This window comes from Janthinobacterium sp. 61, from assembly GCF_002846335.1.
GTDB lineage: Bacteria > Pseudomonadota > Gammaproteobacteria > Burkholderiales > Burkholderiaceae_D > Janthinobacterium.
The window spans coordinates 3,595,223-3,613,629 of sequence record NZ_PJMQ01000001.1 but is presented as its reverse complement, the minus strand read 5'-3'; the positions used below and the strand labels follow the sequence as shown (position 1 = coordinate 3,613,629).

The following is an 18,407-nucleotide window of genomic DNA, read 5'->3' as shown; positions in this document are numbered from 1 at the left end:
CGGCTTGCCGGCATGGAAAGGAAGAAGATTATGTCGTTGTCATGGGATGATGAAACCACGTCGGCAGCTGTGCCGCGTCCGGCGCAGCAAGCGCCATTGGGGAATACCGAATTGAACCTGCCGGCCGGTGCCGAGCCGTCCGAAGCGAACGCCGAGCAAGTGGCGCGCCGCGTGAATGCCGACGACAAGCGCATCATCAACGGCAAGACGGACGTCAACCAGCTGGTGCCGTTCAAGTACAAGTGGGCGTGGGACAAATACCTGGCCGGTTGCGCCAACCACTGGATGCCGCAGGAAGTGAACATGCAGCGCGATATCGAGCTGTGGAAGAACCCGAACGGCCTGACGGACGACGAGCGTCGCCTGGTCAAGCGCAACCTGGGCTTCTTCGTGACGGCCGACTCGCTGGCCGCCAACAACATCGTGCTGGGCACCTATCGCCACATCACGGCGCCGGAATGCCGCCAGTACCTGCTGCGCCAGGCGTTCGAGGAAGCGATCCATACGCACGCCTACCAGTACATCGTCGAGTCGCTGGGCCTGGATGAAGGCGAGATCTTCAACGCCTACAACGAAGTCAAGTCGATCCGCGACAAGGATGAATTCCTGATCCCGTTCATCAACACGCTGACCGATCCTGCGTTTGTCACCGGCACGGTGGAAAACGACCAGAAGCTGCTGAAATCCCTGATCGTCTTCGCTTGCCTGATGGAAGGCCTGTTCTTCTACGTGGGCTTCACGCAAATCCTGGCGCTGGGCCGTCAGAACAAGATGATGGGCGCTGCCGAGCAGTACCAGTACATCCTGCGCGACGAATCGATGCACTGCAACTTCGGCATCGACTTGATCAACACGATCAAGATGGAAAACCCGCAGCTGTGGACGGCCGAATTCCGCGAAGAGATCAAAGTGCTGTTCATGAAGGCCGTGGAGCTGGAATATGCGTATGCGGAAGACACCATGCCGCGCGGCGTGCTGGGTCTGAACGCGCCGATGTTCAAGGGCTATCTGCGCTTCATCGCCAATCGCCGCGCGCAGCAGATCGGCATCGAGCCGCTGTTCGCGCAGGAAGAAAACCCGTTCCCGTGGATGAGCGAAATGATCGATATGAAGAAGGAACGCAACTTCTTCGAAACGCGCGTGACCGAGTACCAGACCGGTGGTGCGCTGAACTGGGAATAAGCGTTTTCCTGCCAATGCCAAAAGCGCCGTCATCGTGACGGCGCTTTTTTTTCGCGTGCTGGCGGCGAAAAATGCGGCCGCCGCGCGAGGTTAAAAGCACCGCCGTCACGGCGGAAAAATGCGGGCATCATTCAGCAATGTGAAGCGCCTTGTGCCAGGTTTTTCGGATGCCACGAACGGCCGCATCGCGGGTGTAAAAAAGCGTTTCCGGAGACGCTAGTGGCGGCATTTGCCGCGCGATTGTGCGATAGCACGCGTAACGTGCAAAAAAGCGGGCGAAAACGTGTCGTGCCGGTTGCGCATTGACAAGGTTTTCGTGTACTTTATGAGATTGCAAATGCGAGCGTTAGAATGCGGGGTTTTTTAACCAGCGCGGTAGCGAAAAAACCTCGCAAAACAGGGATACAGATTTACACGGATATGCACAAAACCACACCGTTTTCGTCTGCCGCCGTGCCCGAATTTTTTCAGGCATGGCGGTTTTTTATTTGACGCTTGGGTGTTGTAGCGAGCGCGATGCGAGGAGCGAAAAAACGCACGGCATCGAAAACGAATGACCGAATTCAGACTTTGCCACCAGCTGCGAGATAAAGCAGGGTGGCACCGACGATGGCTGAAGTGCTGCAAACGTGAGGAGTTGCAGCAGTTCAGCTGGTGCCGAATTCATTAGCGCAAACGACCGTTTGTGCCGATGAATAATTCGCCTGGCCTATCCCTGTGGTGGGTCGGACGGGTTTAAATCTTGTAGCTTAAATTTCTCATCTCAGATGAAGGAGAGACAAATGGCAACAGCCGCTAAGAAATCAGAAGTAAAGAAACCAGCCGCCAAGGCTGCTCCTGCCGCGAAGAAGCCGGCAGCCGCAGCGAAGACGGTTGCCGCTAAACCAGCTGCCAAAGCAGCAGCGAAACCAGCCGCCAAACCCGTCGCCAAAGCCGCAGCCAAGCCTGCAGCAAAAGTGGCTGCCAAGCCAGTAGCGAAAGCCGCAGCCAAGCCAGCGGCCAAGGCTGCAGCAAAACCGGCAGCCAAGCCAGCAGCGAAACCTGCAGCCAAGGCAGCAGCCAAGCCTGTAGCGAAAAAAGCTGCAGCAAAACCGGCCGCGAAGCCAGCAGCAAAAGTCGCAGCCAAGCCTGTCGCCAAGGCAGCAGCCAAGCCAGCAGTGAAAAAAGCCGCGGCGAAACCTGCAGCCAAGGCAGCCGCGAAACCGGCAGCCAAGGCAGCAGCCAAGCCAGCAGCGAAAAAAGTCGTCGCCAAGGCAGCAGCGAAGCCAGCAGCAAAAGCAGCAGCCAAGCCAGCGGCCAAGGCAGCAGCCAAGCCCGCAGTGAAAAAAGCAGCAGCGAAACCTGCAGCCAAGGCAGCAGCGAAACCGGCCGCCAAAGCGGCAGCCAAGCCAGCAGCGAAAAAAGTCGTCGCCAAGGCAGCAGCGAAACCGGCCGCCAAGGCAGCAGCCAAGCCAGCAGCAAAAGCCGCAGCCAAGCCAGCGGTCAAGGCAGCAGCGAAGCCAGCAGCAAAAGCTGCAGCCAAGCCAGCAGCCAAGGCAGCAGCGAAGCCAGCAGCAAAAGCTGCAGCCAAGCCAGCGGCCAAGGTAGCAGCGAAGCCGGTAGCAAAAGTTGCCGCCAAGCCAGCCGCCAAAGTGGCCGCCAAGCCGGCGGCCAAAGTAGCAGCGAAACCTGCCGCCAAGGTCGCAGCGAAACCGGCAGCCAAGCCAGCGGCCAAGGTAGCAGCGAAGCCAGCAGTGAAAGCTGCAGCCAAGCCAGCAGCCAAGCCGGCAGCGAAAGCAGCAGCGAAACCTGCCGCCAAGCCAGCCGCAGCGCCAGTCGTGGCAGCAGTGCCAGCAGCGGCGCCAGCGGCACCAGCCGCCGTGGCCGCCAAGCCAGCAGCCAAGAAGGCCGCGCCTAAGAAGGCCGCACCGAAGAAGGCAGCGCCTGTCGCCAAGCCATCGGCGCCTATCGCACCTGTAGCAAAAACCGTGTTGGCACCGGCTGCAGCCTGGCCATTCCCAACCAGCACTCGCCCATCGTAATTCCTGCGATACGGGTGCCTGGATGAGGCAACACGCCGCTGTGTGACTCAATCACACAGCGGTTTTTTTTTGGAGAATTAGTCGTGCTGATCGTTATCCTTACATTGATCGTTGATACCATTGCCACCTTGCTGGGCGGCGTGCTGCTGCTGCGCTTCTGGATGCAGGCGGTACGCGTGCGGCCCCCTTCATCGGTGGCGCAATTCACGTTTCAATTGTCCGACTGGCTGGTGCGCCCCCTGCGCCGCGTGGTGCCGGGCGTGGGCGGGTATGACTGGGCCAGCCTGATCGGCGCCTTCCTGATCGTGCTGCTGGCCAGCTCGCTCCTGTTTATTTCCGGCGCTCCCGTCGAAGTGGTGCTGCTCAAGTCGCTACAACGCTTCCTGCAATGGATACTCTACGGTTTCATGGCCTTGCTGATCATCGAAGCCATCTTTAGCTGGGTCAACCCGCATGCGCCGCTGGCACCGTTTGTACGGGCCCTGAACGAGCCGCTGCTGCGTCCGATCCGCAAGGTCGTGCCGCTGGTCGGCAGTCTGGACTTGTCCCTGCTGGTGGCGCTGATTCTGTTGCAGGTCGCGCAAGTGCTGGTGGGAATGATTATCGTGCTGCGATGACGGTGATGGTGGCGTAGGTCGGGTTAGCGTAGCGTAACCCGACATCAGCACTTTGGCACAAGCCGACGTGCATATGGGGTCAGACCCGGCGGATCTGACCCCAGCTCATTAATAGCGGTAGCCGAACGCCGCTTCAAACTGGTCTGCGATACCGGCTGGCGTAAATACATGGTTTTGCGCGCCCTGCGTGGCGATTTTGATGGCGCCCAGCAGGCTGGCCAGGCGGCCACTGGTTTCCCAGCCCAGGTCATTGGTGATGCCGAACAGCAAGCCAGCACGGTAGGCGTCGCCGCATCCGGTCGGGTCCAGCACTTCCTTGGCGGCCACGACAGGAATGTCGATGCGCTTGCCATCCGTATAGATTTCCGAACCTTTTTCGCCACGCGTGACGATCAGCGCGTCCAGGCGGCTGGCGATGTCCGGCAGGGTCAAGCCCGTGCGTTCCATCAACATTTCCATTTCATAGTCGTTGGCCGACACATACGTGGCTTTGTTGATGAAGTCGATCAACTGTTCGCCATTGAAGCGTGGCAGCTGTTGACCTGGGTCGAACATGAAGGGGATGCCCAGCTCGGCCAGGTCGGCGGCGTGCTTGAGCATGCCAAGGTCGCCGTCCGGCGAAATGATGGCAACCTTGGCCGGGCCCGCATTGGCGATCGGGTTTTCATGTGCAAACGACATGGCACCCGGGTGGAAGGCATTGATTTGGTTATTGTCCGCATCGGCCGTGACGAAGCACTGCGCGTTATAGCTGTCGGCCTTGATCAGGATATTGGCGGTGGAAATGCCCAGCTTTTGCAGGCGTTCCAGGTAGGCGGCGCTATCTTGCCCCATGACGCCGACGATGCGCGGGTCGCCGCCCAGCATTTTCAGGCTGTAGGCGATGTTGCCCGAACAGCCGCCGAACTCCGTGCGCATGGTGGGCACGAGGAAGGACACATTCACCTTGTGCAACTGGTCGGCCAGCAGGGATTCGCCGAAGCGGCCAGGGAATTGCATGATGGTGTCGGTGGCAAGCGAGCCGCAGATCAGCGATGTTTTGGTCATGATAGTGTCGGTTAAGGGTAAAAGATGGCGATATGGTAGCCAGACGCCGTGAGCTGGTCTAATGCAAAGTACAGTTTGATGGTTTGTTCGGAGCGAGGCGCAAAACCCTTGCTCACGTCGATATTGGCCGGCAGGTAGTCGCGCGGCGCGATCACACGGCGCAAGAGCGGCTTGTCGTTGGCATCGTTGAGTATCAGTTCGATACTGGGCCAGGCTTGCACGCTGCGGCTCTGGTTGCGCAGCAGCGAGACGTAGGAAAAGGTTTGTTCCCTGAGGGTTTGCAATTCACCCTGTTCAATGGACAGCGCCTCGATCTGCGCCGGCAAGTCGACCTGGCAGCCACTGAGCTTGCACAGCGCGACCAGGGTCGGCTTCCACTGCGGAAACTGCGCCGCCAGCGGATTGCGGAAGGTGGTCATCACCTGCAGCAATAATAATAGCAGCAGCACCACCGAGCCGATGGCCATGGCCACGCGCAAGGCCCTGCCGCTCTGTTCGCGGCGCCGGCCCTGGATCACAAAGGCCGGTTCGTCGTCGGCCGGCACCACTGCCGTTTTCCCGGCCTCGGCCTCCATCACTGGCTCGGGCGCACCAGGGGCGGGCATTGCTTCAAATGAGTGGTCGGCCAAGGTCGGTTCCAAACGCGTTGGTGCAGGCGCGACAGGCAATGGCTTGTCCAGGCTGATTTTTTCGGTCGCAGGCAATATTGGCGCCGGGCCCGCTTCCAGGTTCGGTTCGCGGCGGCTGTCGCGCAAATACGTGGCGAAGGCGGGTGCGTCATCGACCTGGCGGCGCTTGAAGGGCGCCATCGGCTGGGGTAGCGGCGCTTCGGGCGGTTCGACCGGTGCAATGACAGGGGCGGCGACAGGTGCGTCGGCCAGCGCCTCGTCGGGCAGGCCGATGTCGAGGTCCAGTTCGATGTGTTCGCCATCGTCTTCCTTGAGCTGCGCCGTTTCCGGCAAGATGCCGAACGGGTCGAACGAGGTGTCGAAATCGAGAGAATAGATGGGTTCGTCGTCCGTGGCGGACGGCAGGCTGTTGTCGGCAGGGTAACTGGTCGACAGCGGGGCGGCAGCGCCGGGGCCAGACGTTAAAAACGGCGATGCGGCAGCTGGATCGACCAGCGCGGCATTGCCGTCAAACACTTCCCTGCACGTGCCACAGCGTACGATGCCCCCACGTAACTTCAACTGGTCAGCAGCGACCCGAAATATCGTGTTGCAATGGGGGCATTTGGTGGCGAGGGCCATTGCAGTGCTTATGCACCTTCCGCGCGGGGCGCAGGCGCTTGCGTGCTGCCCAGGCGGCCATGCAGGGCTACCCAGCCGTCTTGCTCGGCCCAGACACCCAGCTGGATGAACGGTGCGTAGGCAGCAGCGACTTCTTCCGCCTGGCGTGCCAGCACGCCGGACAGGATCAGGGCGCCGCCGTCGGCGACTCTGCCCGACAGCATCGGCGCCATCAGCTTCAATGGGCTCGACAGGATGTTGGCAACGACGATGTCAAATTTCGCCGTGGCGTGTGTCGAAGTGGCAAAAGTATCTGGCAAGAAATATTCGATCTCGCACTGGTTGCGTTCGGCATTGTCGCCAGCCGATTCGATCGCTTGCGGGTCGATATCGACGCCGACCACTGTTTGCGCGCCCAGCTTCTTGGCCACCATGGCCAGGATGCCGGAGCCGCAACCGTAGTCGAGCACGGTCTTGCCAGGGGCGGGATTGGCTTCCAGCCACTCCATGCACAGGCGGGTGGTCGGATGGCTGCCCGTGCCGAAAGCCAGGCCCGGGTCCAGTTCCAGGATCAGGCCAGCAGGATCCGGTGCCTCGTGCCAGCTGGGCACGACCCAGATATTCTTGCCGATGTGAATCGGTGCGAATTGCGACTGGGTCAGGCGCACCCAGTCCTGCTCTTCCACGGGGCGCATGGTAAACACCGGTACCGTTGCCATGCCGACAGCTTCGGCTGCGGCGGCCACGATGGCGGCCTGGTCGGCGTCGACGTCGGTCAGCGCCACCACGCGGCTGCGTTCCCACGCCGCTTCCTTCGGTTCCATGCCTGGCTCGCCAAACAGGGGCTGCTCGGCATCCGTGCCTTCATCGGCGTCTTCCACCGATACCGACAGGGCGCCCGCTTCCATCAACGCGTCGGACATGGCCTCGGCGTTGTCACGGGCGATTTCGATGACGATTTCCGTCCAGCTCATGCGCCCGCCTTGATTTCGGATTTCTTGGCGATGCTGGGGCTGCCGCCATTCAGGTTCTTGCCCAGGTCCGGCATGTCGGCCAGTTTCTGTTCCAGATAGTGAATGTTGGTGCCGCCTTCGATGAAGCGCGCATCGATCATCAGTTCGCGGTGCAGGGCGATATTCGTGTTGATACCTTCGACCACCATTTCGGACAGGGCGATCTGCATGCGGCGGATCGCTTGCTCGCGCGTGGCGCCGTAAGCGATCACTTTGCCGATCATCGAGTCGTAGTGCGGTGGCACGTAGTAGCCGGCGTAGGCGTGCGAGTCGACGCGGATACCGGGGCCGCCCGGCGCATGCCAGGACACGATCTTGCCTGGCGATGGCGTGAACTTGAATGGATCTTCGGCATTGATGCGGCACTCGATGGCGTGGCCCGACAGCAAGACGTCGCGTTGGCGGAAACGCAATTTTTCGCCGGCGGCGATGCGGATCTGCTCTTGTACGATGTCGATGCCGGTGATCATCTCGGTGACCGGATGTTCAACTTGCACGCGGGTATTCATTTCAATGAAATAGAACTCGCCGTTTTCGTACAGGAATTCAAACGTGCCGGCGCCGCGGTAGCCGATCTTGCGGCAGGCTTCGGCGCAACGGTCGCCAATTTTTTCGATGAGTTTGCGCGGGATGCCCGGCGCTGGTGCTTCTTCGATGACTTTCTGGTGGCGGCGCTGCATGGAGCAGTCGCGCTCGCCCAGCCAGACGGCATTCTTGTGTTCATCGGCAAGAATCTGGATTTCCACGTGGCGCGGATTTTCCAGGTACTTCTCCATATACACTTCAGGGTTGCCGAAAGCCGTGCCGGCTTCCGTCTTGGTCATCGCCACGGCGTTGATCAGGGCGGCTTCCGTGTGTACCACGCGCATGCCGCGTCCGCCACCGCCGCCGGCAGCCTTGATGATGACCGGGTAGCCGACCTTGCGGGCAATTTGCACGATCGCTTTCGGATCATCGGGCAACGCGCCTTCCGAGCCTGGGACGCAGGGTACGCCAGCCTTGATCATGGTTTGCTTGGCCGACACTTTGTCGCCCATCAAACGGATCGATTCGGAGCGGGGGCCGATGAAGACGAAGCCCGATTTCTCGACGCGTTCGGCAAAGTCGGCATTTTCCGACAGGAAGCCATAGCCTGGGTGAATTGCTTGTGCATCCGTCACTTCAGCGGCGCTGATGATGGCGGGCATGTTCAGGTAGCTCAGGGACGACTGTGCCGGGCCGATACAAACGGATTCGTCGGCCAGCTTGACGTATTTCGCGTCCTTGTCGGCTTCGGAGTGGACTACAACCGTTTTAATGCCCATTTCGCGGCAGGCGCGCTGAATACGGAGGGCAATTTCACCACGGTTGGCAATCAGGATTTTTTCAAACATGGTAGGTTCGCGTATGTCTGTGAGAGCCGGCGAGCCGGCGAAACAACAAGTGTGAGGGACTAAAACTGCAAACGGCCGTTGCCGGCCGTGTGGACTGGGTTTTAGCCGATCACAAACAAGGGTTGACCGAATTCGACCGGCTGGCCGTTTTCGACCAGGATCTGGGTCACGACACCGGCTTTATCGGAGTCGATTTCATTCAGAAGCTTCATCGCTTCGATGATGCACAGGGTATCACCTTCCTTGACGGTAGCGCCCACTTCAACATAGGCGGCGCTGCCAGGAGCGGAGGAACGGTAGAAGGTGCCAACCATGGGCGACTTGACCACATAGCCCGTTGGCTCGGCTGCTACCACGACGGCAGCTGCCGCAGCGGGAGCGGCGGCTGGCGCGGCGGGCTGGTAGTGGGCTTGCATGCCTTGCGGCTGCATCATGACCATCTGGTTTTGCGGCATGGCCGACGATTTGACGATGCGAACCTTGCTTTCGCCTTCGGTAACTTCCAGCTCTGCGATATCCGATTCGGCGACCAGGTCGATCAAGGTCTTGAGTTTTCGTAGATCCATGTAAAACCCCTAGGAATGTAGTTTGTTTTATGAGTGATGCGGTGATGTCCAGAACCTATCGCCGCGCTAAATGCGTGCAGATCGCGTAGATTAACGTTTTTTAAGCGCGAAGTCGATGGCAAGCCGATATCCATCGATACCTAGCCCGCAGATCGTCCCCTGCGCGATCGCGCTGAGAAATGAGTGATGTCGAAACGTTTCGCGTTGATAAATATTCGAGATATGGACTTCCACGAACGGAATGGCGACCCCGGCCAGCGCATCGCGCAAGGCAACACTGGTATGTGTCAGGCCGCCCGGATTGATGACGATGGCATCGATCCCTTCCGCTCGCGCGGCATGGATGCGGTCGATCAGCGCGCCTTCATGGTTGCTTTGAAAGCAGACCAGGTCGGCACCGGCCGCCATGGCTTGCGCCATTGCTGCCTGCTCGATATCGGCCAAGGTGCTGGCGCCGTAGACCTCAGGCTCGCGCGTTCCCAGCAAATTCAGGTTGGGACCGTTGAGCAGAAGGAGGTTTTTTGCCATGTATGGAAGACCGTTTTAGCGAAAGTTCCGCATTTTGCCGCCAAAGATACGCATTGGCAAGAGAAAAAAGCACGCTCCGAATTTACAATTTATCCAGATCGGCGCGCAACTGATCAAATTTCAAGCGGCCCAGATAGGTCTTTTTGACTTCGCCATCGGCGCCGATCAGCACCGTAAAGGGCAAACCGCCCGTGGCATTGCCAAAATGACGCGACAGGTCGGTACCGCTCAGGCCGGAAACATACACGGGATAAGCGATCTTGACCTTGCTGGCAAAAGTAGCAATATTACTGGCCGAATCGATACCAATACCGATGACTTGCAGATTTTTCGCCGCATAGTGCCCTTGCACTTCGGATAACTCCGGCATTTCTTCCACGCAAGGCGGACACCAAGGCGCCCAGAAATTGACCAGCAAATTCTTGCCTTTCCATTGCGACAAGGCTTGCGTGGCGCCAGCCGCGTCCGGCAGGGACAGTGCATACAGTTCGTTGACGGGACCCGTCGCGCCCGGCGCGATGGTCGTCGTCAGAGGCCCCGCTTTTTCCTTCTCTTTATGCATGCCCACGTAGGCGCCCATGCCGCCAAACATCAGTGCCACGATGGCGCAGGCGATCCAATTCTTTTTTGTCATAACTTTATCTATATCAATGTTAGTCGGCAGCCGGCACGCCATCGGCGAGGCTGGCGGCCAGCAGGCTGCGCAGACCCGCGATATCGGTGCGCAGCACTTTTCCATCTGCCTTGGCTTTCAGCGCGCCGCGCATGTCGTCGAGCTCATACATGGCTGCATGCACGCCTTCGTTTTTCCATAAGAAACTGGCCGTCTCGACCGCATCATAACGCGCTCCCTTGAAATGCGGGCTTTCCGACATGTCGAGCACGACATTTTTATTGAGCAGGAAGATATGGATATCTTTGGCGCTCTCGGCAAACAGCTGCAAATAGATCTCGTCGTGGGGGCCTGCCGTGCCGTTCAGCACGGGGCCGCTGAGCAGGGGATGAAATTGTTGCAACGCTTCCATGACCTGCAGCGCAATCGTGCGCAGCTGAAACAGGCGCGCCGGCTGGCTGTCGGCCAGGAACAGGGCATTGTATTGCCGCACCTGCTCTTCGATCATGTCGTTGTCAGGCAGTATATTGGGCCGGTTCGGCGCGTCGCCGAGTACCTGCCGCGCGGCCTTGCGCTTGGCGCTGCCATAGTCGGCGCCATCCTGCGCCACCAGGCGCGCGGCAGCGGCGGCGATTTCCAGGCGCAACTGCGCGCTATCGTCAAATGCATCGTTCGTCATGAGCGAGATGATACTCCGAAGCGGAAAAAGTCATGGCGTCAGGTAAAATCCTACACTTGCCCTTTTTTAGCTCACCGTCTTACTTACTTTAGCGTGCACCTTTCGCACTGATCACATGCATATTCATATTCTCGGTATTTGCGGTACCTTCATGGGCGGTCTGGCCGTCCTGGCCAAGGAAGCCGGCCATAAAGTCACCGGTTGCGATGCCAACGTCTATCCGCCGATGAGCACTCAGCTGGAATCGCAGGGAATCGAACTGATCCAAGGCTTTGATCCGGAACAAACCCAGTTGAATCCGGATTTGTATGTGATTGGCAATGTGGTTTCGCGCGGCAACCCTCTGGTGGAAGAAATCCTCAACCGCAGCCTGCCATATGTCTCCGGACCGCAGTGGATCGGCGAACACATCTTGCGCAATCGATGGGTGCTGGCCGTGGCCGGAACGCATGGCAAGACGACAACTTCGGCCATGCTGGCATGGATACTCGAAGACGCGGGCTATGCGCCCGGCTTCCTGATCGGCGGCGTGCCGATGAACTTTGGCATTTCTGCCCGCCTCAGCGGCAAGATCGATGGCAAGAGCGCCGATTCGGACTTCTTCGTCATCGAAGCCGATGAATACGACACGGCCTTCTTCGACAAGCGCAGCAAGTTCGTGCATTACCATGCGAAGACGGCGATCATGAATAACCTGGAATATGATCACGCCGACATCTTCCCCGATCTGCACGCGATCGAGACGCAATTCCACCACTTGGTGCGCACGGTGCCCGGCATCGGCCGCCTTGTGTTCAATGGCGACGAAGCGTCGCTGCAACGCGTGCTGGCGCGCGGTTGCTGGAGTGAAAAGGAATGTTTTGGCCAAGATGCCAACTGGCAACTGCAAGAGCAGGCCGATGGCAGCTTCGACGTGGTTTTCAATGGCCAGCAGGAAGGCCATGTGGCGTGGGCGCTCACGGGCAAGCATAACCGCAGCAATGCGCTGGCGGCCATCGCCGCCGCGCGCCACGTGGGCGTGCCTATTGCCCAGGCCTGCGCGTCGCTGGCCACATTCGAGAGTGTCAAGCGGCGCATGGAAGTGCGCGGCGTGGTCAACGATATCACCGTGTACGACGATTTCGCGCATCACCCGACGGCCATTGCCACCACCGTGGGCGGGTTGCGCCAAAAAATGCGCCAAACCGTCGGCGACAGCGGCCGCATCCTGGCCGTGCTGGAACCACGTTCGAACACCATGAAGCTGGGCGCCATGAAAGATGCGCTGCCGGGCAGCCTGAAGGATGCCGACCTGGTCTTCGGTTTCGGCAGCCATGCTGCGCTGGGCTGGAGCCTGGGCGACGCGCTGGCGCCGCTGGGCAAGATTGCCAGCGCCTATGAAGACATTGATATGCTGGTGGCGGCCGTGGTCGCTAGCGCCCGTCCCGGCGACCAGGTCGTCGTCATGAGCAATGGCGGCTTTGGCGGGGTGCACCAGAAATTGCTGGAGGCGCTGGGCCGATGATTCTGTACCTGCATGGATTTCGCTCGTCGCCCCTGTCGATGAAGTCGCGCCTGCTGGCCGCGCAGATGCAGGCGCTGGGCCGCGAAGCAGAGTGGCTGTGCCCGCAATTGCCGGCCTCGCCCAAGCTGGCCATCGCACTGGCTCTGTCGCTGCTCAAGGACGTGGCGCCGGGCGACCTGACGATCATCGGCTCTTCGCTGGGCGGCTATTACGCCACCTGGCTGGCAGAGCAACTCGGTTGCCGCGCCGTGCTGCTCAACCCCGCCATCGTGCCGCTGATCGACCTGGAGCAGCATGTGGGCGTGACGACTGAGTTCCATTCGGACAAGCCATTCGAGTTCAAGCGCGAATACATAGCTGAGCTGCGCGCGTTTGCCGTACAGAAAATTACGCAGCCGCAACGCTATTTCCTGATTGCCGCCACTGGCGATGAAGTACTCGACTACCGCGACATGCTGGCGCATTATCAGGGGGCGCAGCAGTGCGTCATCGACGGCAGTGACCATGGCATCAGCGAATTTGCCGCATACCTGGTGCCCGTGCTGGCCTTTTGTGGCATCCATACGGACGCCGCCCGGTGAGGCCTGGTTCGCTGCGGCAGGCGCAATGGCATGCGCACGTGAACGCCGTCAATGCGCCGCCGGCCTTGCGCCACTGGCTCAAGGGTGGCGGTTCCTTGACGGCCAAGCTGAAAGCGCATAGCAGCGCGTTCCGCGTGCAATGTTTGCATCAGGAAACTGCACGCTGCCTGAGCGACGAGGCGGCCAGCATCGGCCTGCACCGTTCGGGCCGCGTGTGGGAACGCGAAGTGCTGCTGCGGTGTGATAACAGGCCGGCCGTGTTTGGCCATACCGTCGTGCCCATGCAGGCGACGGCCACGGACTGGCCTTTGTTTTCCGCGCTGGGCGAGCGCTCGCTGGGCACGACCCTGTTTGGCGACCGCATGGTGCGACGCGGCACTCTTGAATTTGCCCGCTTGCGCGCAGGTCACCCGCTGGTACAGCGGGCGCAGGCGGCGCTGGCACGGGAAGGGCAGCGCGTCGATGAAAAGGCGCTGTTTTTTGCCCGCCGCTGCCTGTATCAGCGCCACCAGGGCTTGCTACTGGTAACCGAAGTATTTTTGCCGGCGGTGTTTGAGTTGAAGCCCGTCACTCGCACCGTTGCAACCGACACATTAATGAACAAAGCATAACAATGAATCTATTTTTTGAAGAATCCGGCGATTTCAAGGTCGGCACGGTCCTGTCGCAAGCAGGTGAGGCTTACCAGGTCGAAATGGCCAGCGGCAAGCGCACCAAGGTCAAGACCAAGGACGTGCTGCTGCAGTATGAAAAACCGGCCCCGGCCGAGCTGCTGGAGCAAGCCAAGGCCGTGGCCGCCGAAATCGACCTCGATTTCCTGTGGGAAGTGGCGGGCGAAGACGAGTTCGGCTTTGCCGAGCTGGGCGCCGAGTATTTCGGCCATGCCCCGCTGCCGCCGGAAGCGGCCGGCCTGATCCTGGCCCTGCATTCGGCGCCCGTGTATTTCTACAAGAAGGGCCGTGGTCGCTACAAGGCGGCGCCGGAAGCGTCCTTGAAGGCGGCATTGGCCGGCATCGAAAAGAAAAAACAGCAGGCGCTGGTGCAAGCCGCGTATGTGGAAGAGCTGAAACAGAACCGTTTGCCTGCGTCCATGCAGCCCATGGTGCTGCAACTGTTGTTCAAGCCCGACAAGAATACGATTGAATACAAGGCGCTGGAAGCGGCTTGCACGGAATTGCACACGACGCCGCCGCGCCTGATGCTGGCCGTTGGTGGTATTGCTTCGGCAAAAGATTTGCACCTGTCGAAATTCCTGTTCGAGAACTTCCCCAAGGGCGCCGGTTTCCCGAGCGTGCCCGTGCCGTCCGTGACGGCCAAGCTGCCGCTGGCCGACGTGGCCGCCTTCTCGATCGACGACGTGACTACCACCGAGATCGACGATGCCTTCTCCGTGCAGCCATTGCCGGATGGCACGATCAAGGTGGGTATCCACATCGCCGCGCCGGGCCTGGGCATCCGCCCGGAAGACGTGATCGACAAGATGGCGCGCCAGCGCATGTCCACCGTCTACATGCCGGGCGACAAGATCACCATGCTGCCGGACGAAATCGTGAATGCTTTCACGCTCGCGGAAGGCACGACGTGCCCGGCCCTGTCGCTGTACGCGACCCTGGACCCGAAAGCGGAGTGGGCGGTAATCAGCACGCAGACGCGCGCCGAGCTGGTGCCCATCGCCAGCAATTTGCGCCATAACCAGCTGGACGACCTGGTCAACGAAGAAACCCTGGCCAGCGGCGAAGGCGAGTACCCGCACAAGGCCGATTTCGCCGTGTTGTGGCAATGGGCGCAGCAGCTGGAACAGGGCCGCATGAAGAAGCGCGAAGCGTTTGGCCTGAAGCCGGAACAGAATAACCGCGTCGATTTCAACTTTTATGTGGAAAACGACATCGTCACCGTGGCGCGCCGCAAGCGTGGCGCGCCGCTGGACAAGATCGTCGCCGAACTGATGATTTTTGCCAACAGTACCTGGGGCAAGATGCTGCACGACCATGGTGTGCCAGGCATTTACCGCAGCCAGGGCGGCGGCAGCGGCAATAGCTGGGCGGCAAAAATGCAGGTGCGCATGGTCACCCATGCGGCGCCGCATCAGGGTCTTGGTGTGGATCAATACGCGTGGAGCACCTCGCCCTTGCGCCGCTACACGGACCTGGTGAACCAATGGCAAATTATCGCCTGCGCCGAGCATGGCGTGACGGCACCGCTGGTGGCCCCGTTCAAGCCGCGCGATGCGAATTTGTTCGCCATCGTCTCGGCGTTTGACGCGGCGTATGCCGCGTATGGCGATTTCCAGTCGAACATGGAACGCTACTGGTGCTTGCGCTGGCTGCACCAGGAAAATGCACGCCAGGTCGATGCCGTCGTCTTGAAAGATGAAATCCTGCGCCTGGTCGATATCCCGTTGGTCATCAAGCTGCCAGGCATGCCATCGGTGGCGCGCGGCGCCCAGGTGAAACTGGACTTGCTGCGCTGGGATGAAGTCGACCTGAGCATCGAAGCGCGCCTGCTGGAAATTGCCGCCGTGCCGGATGCGGCGGCCGACGCCGAGCTCGACTACGAGGAAGATGCGGGCGACGAAGGCGCCGAGGAGGTCGAAGTGGCGCCGGAAGCTTCTCCGGAAGCGGCGAACCAGGTCAGCGACGCCGATGCGGAAGTGGCGGAACTGGCCAGCGAGGACGTGGTCAGCGAGCCCGAGGTCAAGTAAGGCCGCCGCCAAGCCACAAGGCGGTGCTGATAACTGTTGCCGGCACCGCCCTTTGACGTAGAATTCAGCACATCTTGTGCTTGTTGCGAACTGGGTTGCGCGTGAAGTCTTTCCGAGAGTATCGTTTCCTGATGATCGCCGTGGCGGTGTCGCTGCTGGCGCACGGCACCTTGCTGGCGATGCATTTTGTCGCCCCGGCCCCGCAGCGGGCCGTGGCCACCGATCCCGGCCTGGAAGTGATCCTGGTCAACGCCAAGCATGCGAACAAGCCGCTGAAGGCCGAGGCCCTGGCGCAAGCCAATCTCGACGGCGGTGGCCAGGCCGACAAGGGCCGCGCCAAGTCGCCCTTGCCCGACATGCGCAAGGTAGAAGAGGGCGATAGCGCCAAGGCCAGCGCCCGACGCATTGCCGAACTGGAGCAAAAGCAGCAGGAACTGCTGACGCAGGCGGCCAAGACCACGCCCTACAGCGCCGCGCCCGTCACGGAAAAAGACAAGCCCAATCCCCTGGCCAGCGGTTCGGACTTGATGGAAAGCAGCAAGGCCATCGCGCGCATGGCGGCCGAGATCAGCCAGACCGTGGAAGACCAGAACAAGCGTCCCCGCAAGACTTTCATTACGCCCAGCACGCAAGAGGTCGGCTATGCCATGTATTACAAGACCCTGCAAAAGCGCATCGAGGAAATAGGCACCCTGAATTTCCCGCAAAAGAATGGCCGCAAGATATATGGCGAACTGGTCGTCTACATCCCCATCTTCCAGGACGGCACGATTTACCAGAAGGAGGGCGGCGCCCGCGTGGAGAAAAGCTCGGGCAACCCGGCGCTGGATGCGGCGGCCCTGGCCATCGTGCGCCGCGCGGCGCCTTTCGGCCGTTTCCCACCGAATATGTTGTCGAGTGACAAGGATGACCTGTGGGTCGTCATCACCCGTTTCAAATTTACGCGCGAAGAAAAAATGGAAGCTAACCTGACTGGCGGCAGCAATTGAGTACACACGAACTAAATACAAGCGAAGTACATTCTGATCAATATTGCGTCTTTGGTAATCCCATCGCCCACAGCAAGTCTCCCTTGATCCACGCCGCGTTTGCCCTGCAAACCGGACAAGCCATGGTCTATGAACGCCGGCTGGCGCCGCTGGACGGCTTTGCTCTGGCGGCCCGCAGTTTCGCCGCCGAAGGGGGCAAGGGCGCGAATGTCACGGTGCCATTCAAGCTCGATGCGTGTGCGCTGGCCACTGTCCTGACGCCGCGCGCGCAAGCGGCCGGCGCCGTCAATACCTTGCGTTTCGATGGCGACGCCATTCTTGGTGACAATACCGACGGCGCGGGCCTGGTGGCGGACATCGTGCGCAACGCGGGCGTGGACATCGCCGGCAAACGCGTCCTGCTGCTGGGCGCGGGCGGTGCGGCGCGCGGCGTGGTGCTGCCCTTGCTGGAACAGGGGCCGAAGGAAATTCTTATTGCCAACCGCACCGTGGCCACGGCCGAGGCGCTGGTGGCCCAGTTTGCCGATGCGCTCAGTCATCCCGGTCAACTGCATGCCTGCGGCTACACGCAGCCCGAAGGCGTCTTCGATATCGTCATCAATGCCACCTCGGCCAGCCTGGCGGGCGATTTACCGCCCGTGCCCGCAAGTGTCTTCGGCAGCCACACGCTGGCGCTGGACATGATGTATGGCGCCCAGCCCACCGTCTTCATGGACTTTGCCGCCCAGCATGGCGCGCAGGTGCGCGACGGCTTGGGCATGCTGGTGGAGCAGGCGGCGGAAGCGTTTTACGTATGGCGCGGCGTGCGGCCGCAGACGCAGGACTTGCTGGCGCACATGCGGGGCAGTTCGTGAGCGGCGGCAAGAAAGGCGCGCCCAAAGCTGGTCGCGGCAGCCGCTATGGCTGGATCAAGTGGCTGTTTATCGTGCCCGTGCTGGCCTTTATCGTCGTGCAACTGTATTTCTTCCTGCAAATCTGGTGGTGGGTCGACCACAACCCGTCCAGCACGGCCTTCATGCGCGAACAGTTGTCTGCCTTGCAGGACAAGAATCCCAATGCCACCATCCAGCAAACGTGGGTGCCGTACAACCGCATCTCGAACAATTTAAAACGGGCCATCATCGCCTCGGAAGATGCGAATTTTTCCGAGCATGAAGGGGTGGACTGGGAAGCCTTGCAAAAGGCGTACGAAAAAAATAATAAAAAGCAGAAGGTCGTGGCGGGCGGCTCCACCATCACGCAGCAACTGGCAAAGAATCTGTTCCTGTCCGGTTCGCGCAGCTATGTGCGCAAGGGCCAGGAACTGATCATCACCTACATGCTGGAAAGCCTGATGGATAAGCAGCGCATCTTTGAAATTTATTTGAACGTGGTGGAATTCGGCACGGGCATCTTCGGCGCCGAAGCGGCCGCGCGCCACTATTATCACGTCAGCGCGGCGGGCCTGAGCGCGGCGCAGGCGGCGAAACTGGCCGTGATGCTGCCGAATCCCCGCTTTTACGACCGCCACCGCGATACTGGCTACCTGAACCGGCGCACGGGTGTCATCCTGCGCCGCATGGGGGCGGCTGAATTGCCTTGATGGCCGCTGGCTTTCTTTTCATAAAATTAAGAATGCTTAATCTGCATTATTGCGCCACAGCATCTTAATCGGCTCGCTTGGTGCAACGCCGCACTTTTTCCGTGAAAAAGCGGTGCCGGGGGGTGGTCGTGAAAAGGCCTTTGCGGGTACACTTGCGCTGTTTTCATTTTTGGCGCAAGCGC

Annotated in this window: 18 protein-coding genes; 10 read left to right on the top strand and 8 right to left on the bottom strand. The window is 60.3% G+C overall.

Annotated features, from left to right (window positions below):
- The first annotated feature begins 30 nt into the window (after positions 1-30).
- From CLU92_RS16515 to CLU92_RS16505, 3 genes are all read left to right on the top strand, one after another.
- A complete protein-coding gene (locus tag CLU92_RS16515; protein ID WP_101482781.1) occupies positions 31-1,182 on the top strand; it encodes a ribonucleotide-diphosphate reductase subunit beta in 1,152 nt (383 codons plus the stop codon).
- Positions 1,183-1,964: 782 nt separating this feature from the next.
- Positions 1,965-3,203: a transcriptional regulator gene (locus tag CLU92_RS16510; protein ID WP_101482780.1), complete on the top strand. Its 1,239-nt coding sequence runs from the start codon at positions 1,965-1,967 to the stop codon at positions 3,201-3,203.
- 83 nt (positions 3,204-3,286) lie between these two features.
- Complete coding sequence (locus CLU92_RS16505) at positions 3,287-3,820, top strand: YggT family protein (RefSeq protein ID WP_243857934.1); 534 nt, start codon at positions 3,287-3,289, stop codon at positions 3,818-3,820.
- A 108-nt stretch (positions 3,821-3,928) separates the two neighbouring features.
- Here CLU92_RS16505 and CLU92_RS16500 read toward each other — a convergent pair whose 3' ends face one another.
- From CLU92_RS16500 to CLU92_RS16465, 8 genes are all read right to left on the bottom strand, one after another.
- A complete protein-coding gene (locus CLU92_RS16500; RefSeq protein WP_101482778.1) occupies positions 3,929-4,867 on the bottom strand; it encodes a carbohydrate kinase family protein in 939 nt (312 codons plus the stop codon).
- A gap of 11 nt (positions 4,868-4,878) precedes the next feature.
- Entirely contained in the window at positions 4,879-6,117 is a 1,239-nt protein-coding gene (locus CLU92_RS16495; protein WP_101482777.1) for a DUF3426 domain-containing protein, read from the bottom strand.
- Between the two features lie 8 nt (positions 6,118-6,125).
- Positions 6,126-7,070 carry a 50S ribosomal protein L11 methyltransferase gene (gene prmA, locus CLU92_RS16490; RefSeq protein WP_101482776.1) on the bottom strand — a complete coding sequence of 315 codons (945 nt, stop codon included), beginning with the start codon at positions 7,068-7,070 and terminating at the stop codon, positions 6,126-6,128.
- Positions 7,067-8,482: an acetyl-CoA carboxylase biotin carboxylase subunit gene (accC, locus tag CLU92_RS16485; protein WP_101482775.1), complete on the bottom strand. Its 1,416-nt coding sequence runs from the start codon at positions 8,480-8,482 to the stop codon at positions 7,067-7,069. Before accC ends, prmA begins: the two co-directional genes overlap by 4 nt.
- Before the next feature lie 101 nt (positions 8,483-8,583).
- On the bottom strand, positions 8,584-9,048 hold the full coding sequence (gene accB / locus CLU92_RS16480) for an acetyl-CoA carboxylase biotin carboxyl carrier protein (RefSeq protein WP_101482774.1): 465 nt from the start codon (positions 9,046-9,048) through the stop codon (positions 8,584-8,586).
- 90 nt (positions 9,049-9,138) lie between these two features.
- Positions 9,139-9,576 carry a type II 3-dehydroquinate dehydratase gene (aroQ, locus tag CLU92_RS16475; RefSeq protein WP_101482773.1) on the bottom strand — a complete coding sequence of 146 codons (438 nt, stop codon included), beginning with the start codon at positions 9,574-9,576 and terminating at the stop codon, positions 9,139-9,141.
- A gap of 82 nt (positions 9,577-9,658) precedes the next feature.
- Complete coding sequence (locus tag CLU92_RS16470) at positions 9,659-10,210, bottom strand: TlpA disulfide reductase family protein (protein WP_101482772.1); 552 nt, start codon at positions 10,208-10,210, stop codon at positions 9,659-9,661.
- Between the two features lie 19 nt (positions 10,211-10,229).
- Positions 10,230-10,868 carry a hypothetical protein gene (locus CLU92_RS16465; protein WP_035822115.1) on the bottom strand — a complete coding sequence of 213 codons (639 nt, stop codon included), beginning with the start codon at positions 10,866-10,868 and terminating at the stop codon, positions 10,230-10,232.
- A gap of 115 nt (positions 10,869-10,983) precedes the next feature.
- Between CLU92_RS16465 and mpl the strand changes: the two genes are divergently transcribed.
- From mpl to mtgA, 7 genes are all read left to right on the top strand, one after another.
- Complete coding sequence (mpl, locus tag CLU92_RS16460; RefSeq protein WP_101482771.1) at positions 10,984-12,372, top strand: UDP-N-acetylmuramate:L-alanyl-gamma-D-glutamyl-meso-diaminopimelate ligase; 1,389 nt, start codon at positions 10,984-10,986, stop codon at positions 12,370-12,372.
- On the top strand, positions 12,369-12,953 hold the full coding sequence (locus CLU92_RS16455) for a YqiA/YcfP family alpha/beta fold hydrolase (protein WP_101482770.1): 585 nt from the start codon (positions 12,369-12,371) through the stop codon (positions 12,951-12,953). The genes mpl and CLU92_RS16455 overlap by 4 nt, the downstream gene beginning before the upstream one ends.
- Positions 12,950-13,564, top strand: coding sequence for a chorismate lyase (locus CLU92_RS16450; protein WP_101482769.1), 615 nt, complete (start codon positions 12,950-12,952; stop codon positions 13,562-13,564). The genes CLU92_RS16455 and CLU92_RS16450 overlap by 4 nt, the downstream gene beginning before the upstream one ends.
- A gap of 2 nt (positions 13,565-13,566) precedes the next feature.
- Complete coding sequence (locus tag CLU92_RS16445) at positions 13,567-15,654, top strand: ribonuclease catalytic domain-containing protein (protein WP_101482768.1); 2,088 nt, start codon at positions 13,567-13,569, stop codon at positions 15,652-15,654.
- A 131-nt stretch (positions 15,655-15,785) separates the two neighbouring features.
- The gene (locus CLU92_RS16440; protein WP_101482767.1) at positions 15,786-16,643 is read left to right on the top strand and encodes an energy transducer TonB; all 858 of its coding nucleotides are present in this window, start codon (positions 15,786-15,788) and stop codon (positions 16,641-16,643) included.
- Positions 16,640-17,497: a shikimate dehydrogenase gene (gene aroE / locus CLU92_RS16435; RefSeq protein WP_101482766.1), complete on the top strand. Its 858-nt coding sequence runs from the start codon at positions 16,640-16,642 to the stop codon at positions 17,495-17,497. The genes CLU92_RS16440 and aroE overlap by 4 nt, the downstream gene beginning before the upstream one ends.
- Positions 17,437-18,225: a monofunctional biosynthetic peptidoglycan transglycosylase gene (gene mtgA, locus CLU92_RS16430; protein ID WP_373918168.1), complete on the top strand. Its 789-nt coding sequence runs from the start codon at positions 17,437-17,439 to the stop codon at positions 18,223-18,225. The genes aroE and mtgA overlap by 61 nt, the downstream gene beginning before the upstream one ends.
- Positions 18,226-18,407: the final 182 nt, after the last annotated feature.